Source organism: Kitasatospora sp. NPDC057512 (assembly GCF_042802135.1).
Classification (GTDB): Bacteria; Actinomycetota; Actinomycetes; order Streptomycetales; family Streptomycetaceae; genus Kitasatospora.
This window is the reverse complement of record NZ_JBHVET010000604.1, coordinates 1-5,502: the sequence shown is the minus strand read 5'-3', so window position 1 is coordinate 5,502 and position 5,502 is coordinate 1. Positions and strand designations below refer to the sequence as shown.

Genomic DNA, 5,502 nt, shown 5'->3' with positions numbered 1-5,502 from the left:
AGGCCCCAGAAGAACCGGGAGTGACTGGCGCAGTAGCCGTATCCGGCGGTGCCGGCCAGGGCCGAGCGCTTGACCGTCTCGCGGGAGGCCGCGCAGGGCAGCGGGGTGGAGTCGATCAGCCGCAGGTCGTCGTGCCAGGTCGGCACCTGTCGGGCCAGTGCCCCGACGACCTGCGGGATGAGCGGGCCGGCCGCGTTCAGCCGCTTGTTGTAGCCGGACTGCCCCGGCAGGTACGGGAACAGGTGCCGCAGCCGACTGCTCGCGAAGCGGTGCCAGTGCCTCGCCGAAGGGAAGCCGAGCAGCACCTGCGCCACGGCCAGGCACAGCAGTTCCGCGTCCGAGAGCCTCGGAGGTCGCCCGATCCGGTGACGCGGGGCCACATGGTCGTCGATGAACACGTACAGTGCCGTCAGAAGGGTGTCCAGGTTCGTCTTCACAAACCAACCAACGGGCACCCTTCGTCATGGTCGCGGCCAGCCCAGCAATCGGACTCACTCATCTAGCGGTTCGTCGCGAGGAAGCGGAGGTACCGGCGCAGGCCGAAGGCGCGGCGATGTTGTTCGACAGCCGTGGAGAGCTGGGCGACCAGCAGATTGTGGGCGGCGCTCGCGCTGGCGAGTTGGGCTTGTTGCTGGATAAGCAACGTGCGCTGGTTTTGAGTAGCCGTCTGGTGCTGCTGCTTCTCCGTGTTGGCCTGCTGCTGGCGGGTGGTGATGCGCTGCTGGAGCTGAGTGCGCTTCAGTGAAGCCGCGCTCTCGGCCCGCGCGATGTCGGCTTCGTGCTGCTTCTTTTGCGCGGCGAACTGCTGGCGGATCGCCGTCCGCTCCTGCTGGCTCAGACTGGTCGGAGCCGACTTCTGGGCTCGTTGTTCCAGCGAGGTCCGCCAGCTTTCGAGTGCGGCGGCCCGGACTTCGCCAACGCCCGGAACCTTGACCTCCTGGCCGTTGGGCCTGATGAGGAACGCGTCGCGCTTGTTGTACCGGCTGCTCTGTACATACCGGACACCGGTGAAGTCGGCGGCCGTGCGGATGCCGGCGGCGACCAGCGCGGTGACTGTCCCCGAGCCCATATTGGAGAGCCTCTTGACCTCTTGGATGGAGGATCGGCCGAGTTTTTCCCGGACGTGTGTCCTGCCCGCGAACGCCAGCGCGGCTTCCAGCCGCTGCTGCTCCGTGGCGGCCAGCGTGCTCAATTTCGTGCGGAGGCTGCCGGTCTCCTTGTTGAGCGTGCTCGTGATCCGGGCCTGTTCGTCGCGCAGTTCGGCCTGGAGGTTCTTGATCTGCTGATTGATCTGTGCGTCCCGGTGCGCGCTGACCTTGGCCAGGGCATCGATCTCCTCGCGGACCTTCTGCACTGCTGCCGCCGGGTCCTCCATCGTTCCCGCCTGCTGTTGAAGCGCCCGCAGCCGGGCTTTCGAGGCTTTGACCTCGGGACGGGAGGACCGCGTGGCTTGGAGGGCGCCACCGGACACGAGAAGAGCCCCGATCTGGGCAGCGGCCAGATAGCCGTAACCGGCGGGCATCACGCTGATGGCGGTCAGCGCCACGGGGGCGGCCGACCCGGTCAGTGCGAGGACGCCGGAGAGGACATCGGTCGCCCGGCGACGCGCGAAGCCCCCGGAGGTGATCGTGCTGGCACTCCCGCTGCTTCCCGCCGGGGCGCTGCGTGGTGGCGGGATGTGCCCGGCAAGCCAGGAGGGGGTTCCGTTCGCGGGGGCTGCCGCAGGAGTCGGACGCTGGGTCGGAATCGCACCGGCTGTGGACAGCGCCGGTACCGCGTGGGTGCCCGCAGTGAGTAGGCCGTGCGTTTGCGCGGCCAGCGCTCGAAGGTTCGGGTCCGCATGGGTCAGCAGCAGGCTCCAGGCCAGCGAGGACCGCGGTTCCTTGAAGTCATCCTCCTTCAGAATCAGGAACTCTCCCTGATCGTCGTGCAGTTGAACCCAGATGTCGGGATCGGTGGCAATCGCGACCAGGCTGAGATGGATGATCCAGGACGAGAAGCGGTCCATCGAGGGGCCGAAGTCCGAGCTCGTGCGGCTCGGGGACTGGTAGTTGCGGTGACCGTTCTCCGTGGACCCCTGCCCCTTGAGGTCCGGAACGTACATTCCGTCGTAGTCGACGAGGCGGAATGTGCAGTCGGACGCGACCAGGAGGTTTCCGTGCTGGAGGTCGCCATGGGCGATGCCGAGCTTCTCCAGGTCGGCCACCAGCGCGGAGAACTGCTCGGCAACCCTGAGGATGGCCGTCGAGTCCCGAACGTTCCGGTCGATCCAGGTGATCAGATTGGTGCCCTCCGCCCAGGCCATCTTCAGGGTCGGGTACCACTGGCCGGCGACGAGGACGCCCCGCGGCAGATACTCGATTCCGACCGGCCAGGGCTGGGACAGCTTGGCGTGCCTGAGGCCGGCGAGTTGCTTGCTGATGGCCTGGTAGCGGGCCTCCAGGGTGCTGCTGTCGCGGGTGAAGCACTTCAACGCGTATCGCTCACCACCCGGGGCGGTGATGGAGAAGACGCTCGCGAAGTTCCCTGAGATCGCCTTCGGCCCGAGCACGGGGCTCTGCTGGACCGTACCGTGTTTGAGATCCGGGTCCTCGAAACACAGCGCGGGGTTCTGAAGGGCTTCCACATAGTTTGCGCCGGTCGGAAATCTGCGTCCGGCGACAGGTCCGCCAGCGGGGGAGACCGCCATCACCCCTCCGTCTTCACCCGCACGCGAATGAGGGCTACGTCGTCGTTGCGCATCCGGGACTCGGCCCGCTCGTGATGGAGCCAGTCGGCGAATGTCTCCTCGCCCAGATCGGCGAGCCTGCCCAGCTGCGTCCCTGCTCCGCCCGATTCGGTATCGGGGTGTGACAGTAGCCACGCCGCCAGGGCATCGGTTGCCAGGAGGAGCTCGTCGTGCGTGCGCAGCTCGCCTGCTGCGGTCGACATCCGGCTGGCGATCAGCGTGGCGTCCCGGTTGCGGCTGCCCAGAAGTTGAGGGGTGATTCCGAAGCCGTGGCCGTCCGTGATGGGGAACGAAGTGACCAGGCGGCCGTCACGGAGGTGGAAGAGACAACTGTCGCCGAGGGCGAGGGCGCACCAGGTCCAGCGTGGCACCGCCTCGGAACCCTCCAGAGCAGTAGGTGCCGGCTGCACGTGAACGGCCGTCAGCGTTGCGAAGGCTCCCTTCTCCAGACCCGGTTGCTCGTACCAGGCGATCGGCCGCCCGTTGGCCTCCCGCTCCGCCTGGTATGTCGAGAGGTACCCGTCCCACTGGTCGACGGTGTGGGCCAGGAGATCCTCGACGAAGGCCCCGGACAGGACGCCCTGCCGATCCCCCCGCTCATCGGCAGCCACCATCGATGCGACCGCGCCCTTCACCAGTTGCCCGGCCCATGCTCCGGCGAGCAGGCTCTCGGACGCCCCGTCGGACACGGCGGCGAAGAGCGAACTGGTGTCGGAAGACAACGAGGCCTCGATGGCGTCCTCGCACTCCTCCAACGAGTTGCCCGTCTTGGGCACGCGGAAGTGCTGGACGTCAAGGGGCATTGAGTGCGCGCCCACGCCGTTCAGCGCAGTTCCGTGGCGCGCGTACCGATGTCGAGGAACTCGATGATGGACGTGATGTCGGCGTTGTAGACGAAACCGCGCGTGGCCTCGCTGACACGGTGGCCCTGCGAAGCGGCGTAGGAACGCATGTGGCTCGGCAGCACGCTCGACATGTGGAAGAGCAACCGGGAGTAGGTATCCGGGAGTTCACTCTCGCTGTCGGGGAAGGTGACGGGAGTTCCGCTCGCCCCGGAGACGTGCAGGTTGAAGAGGAGCACCGGCCCGTCCGCGGTGGCGTGCGAGGCGAGTCCGATGGCCGCGCTCGTGGGGTCGCCGTCGGTGGACTCGCCGTCCGTCAGGTTGAGGACGATGGGCGGGAAGCCGCCCGGGTGCTGGTCGACCCAGCGGGCGACCAGGGAGTCGGCGTAGCCGAGGGCCCGGGTCATCGGGGTGCCGCCGTTGGTGACCGGGTCCATCCAGACCGGGAACTGCACGGTCGTTTCGACGAGACCGCCGGCGCCGTCCGGAACCTTCTTCGTACGGCTCTCCAGACGGGCGGGGCTGTTCGCGATCTCGCTCAGCGGCACGAGGTCACGCCCGGCCAGCGCGCCGGTGAAGGCGGAGCCGACCTGGGTGTGGCCGTAGCCGATCACGGCGACGTGGAAGTAGTCGCGGACGCCTTCTTCCTTCGCGCACTTGACCGACAGCTCGGTCAGCAGCCGGTTGATGGCGTCGGACACGACCTGGGCGCGTTGCTGGACCATCTCGCCGCTGCCGATGGGATCGCTCATCGAGGCGGACTGGTCCACCAGGAAGATGAAGCAGCCGGGGTTGGTGCGGCTGATTTCGGCGGTGTAAGGCATCTCGGTGACCCGGCTCCTCTTGCGCGGCGGGGGACCGAATCGCACGGCACAGGAACACGTGCAGAAAAGCCTGACCCCCCAGGGAAGCCGATCGTAGCGGATGGTGTGCTATGGAGTCACCGGGTTCTGGAGCCGGAAGCCTCTGTAGCCGAACACCTCCGCGTTCACCCGCGGCGGGACGGGGAGGACACAACGAGGACGGCGGTCGGGGCTGTCCCCGCCGAAGTGCCCTCGTTGTGCCCTGTGGCCACCCGGAGCCTGCGTTTCCACAGGTCGGCGGGGCCGACTAGCGGTAGTTCACGTACTGGATCGCGAAGTCCAGGTCCTTGCCCTTGAGCAGGGCCTGCACGGCCTGGAGGTCGTCGCGGCTCTTCGAGCTGACGCGCAGCTCGTCGCCCTGGACCTGCGCCTTGACGCCCTTCGGGCCCTCGTCACGGATGATCTTCGCGACCTTCTTCGCGTCCTCCGTGGTGATGCCCTCCTTGACGTTGGCGAAGATCTTGTACTCCTTGCCGGACAGCTGGGGCTCGTTGGCGTCCAGGGCCTTCAGCGACAGGCCGCGCTTGATGAACTTGGTCTGGAGGATGTCGAGTACGGCGCGCACGCGCTCCTCGCCGTTCGCCTTCATCTCGATCTTCTCGCCCGAGCGGCTGATCTCGGCGCCCACGTTCTTGAAGTCGAAGCGCGTCGCGATCTCGCGGGAGGTCTGGTTGATCGCGTTGTCGACCTCCTGCCACTCGACCTTCGAGACGATGTCGAAACTGGAGTCGGCCATGGGTATTGGTCTCCTTGATGCTCTGGCTTCACTGGCACGGGTCCGCCCCTCCGGGGCGCCCGCGACCCCAGCCTATCCAGCGCCACACCGGCCCCGCCCGTAGCGGGCGCCCGCGGTTTCTTGATCGTCGCGTGATCTATCGAGTGGCGGAGCACCCCCCGGCATCGGGTATGGTTTACCAAGTCGAACGGGGTGAACACCCCGGGAAACGAAGATCCTGGCTGGTTGCCCGAGCGGCCAAAGGGAGCAGACTGTAAATCTGTCGCGCAAGCTACGCAGGTTCGAACCCTGCACCAGCCACAGGATAGAGAAACGGCCTCTGAGCTGCGGAAA

The 5,502-nt window shown here is 67.1% G+C and carries 4 protein-coding genes, 1 tRNA gene and 1 pseudogene; 1 reads left to right on the top strand and 5 read right to left on the bottom strand.

Going from position 1 to position 5,502, the window contains the following annotated elements; translation table 11 throughout:
- From ACFU6K_RS30125 to ACFU6K_RS30105, 5 genes and pseudogenes are all read right to left on the bottom strand, one after another.
- Positions 1–437, bottom strand: a pseudogene (locus ACFU6K_RS30125) (IS982 family transposase); the annotation flags it as partial.
- A 62-nt stretch (positions 438–499) separates the two neighbouring features.
- The gene (locus ACFU6K_RS30120) at positions 500–2,689 is read right to left on the bottom strand and encodes a hypothetical protein (protein WP_380668317.1); all 2,190 of its coding nucleotides are present in this window, start codon (positions 2,687–2,689) and stop codon (positions 500–502) included.
- Positions 2,689–3,504 (bottom strand): hypothetical protein, encoded by an 816-nt coding sequence (locus ACFU6K_RS30115; RefSeq protein ID WP_380668315.1) that lies wholly within the window; start codon positions 3,502–3,504, stop codon positions 2,689–2,691. The genes ACFU6K_RS30120 and ACFU6K_RS30115 overlap by 1 nt, the downstream gene beginning before the upstream one ends.
- A 47-nt stretch (positions 3,505–3,551) precedes the next feature.
- Positions 3,552–4,394: a vWA domain-containing protein gene (locus ACFU6K_RS30110; protein ID WP_380668313.1), complete on the bottom strand. Its 843-nt coding sequence runs from the start codon at positions 4,392–4,394 to the stop codon at positions 3,552–3,554.
- Positions 4,395–4,680: 286 nt separating this feature from the next.
- A complete protein-coding gene (locus ACFU6K_RS30105; protein ID WP_380668310.1) occupies positions 4,681–5,169 on the bottom strand; it encodes a YajQ family cyclic di-GMP-binding protein in 489 nt (162 codons plus the stop codon).
- A 219-nt stretch (positions 5,170–5,388) separates the two neighbouring features.
- On the opposite strand from ACFU6K_RS30105, the gene ACFU6K_RS30100 reads away from it, so the two are divergent.
- A tRNA-Tyr gene (locus tag ACFU6K_RS30100) sits at positions 5,389–5,469 on the top strand.
- Positions 5,470–5,502 lie beyond the last annotated feature (33 nt).

Bases quoted from the DNA above. Each gene is read 5' to 3' on its own strand.
- ACFU6K_RS30105 (WP_380668310.1), bottom strand. From the start codon at position 5,169: ATGGCCGACTCCAGTTTCGACATCGTCTCGAAGGTCGAGTGGCAGGAG.
- ACFU6K_RS30120 (WP_380668317.1), bottom strand. From the start codon at position 2,689: ATGGCGGTCTCCCCCGCTGGCGGACCTGTCGCCGGACGCAGATTTCCG.
- ACFU6K_RS30110 (WP_380668313.1), bottom strand. From the start codon at position 4,394: ATGCCTTACACCGCCGAAATCAGCCGCACCAACCCCGGCTGCTTCATC.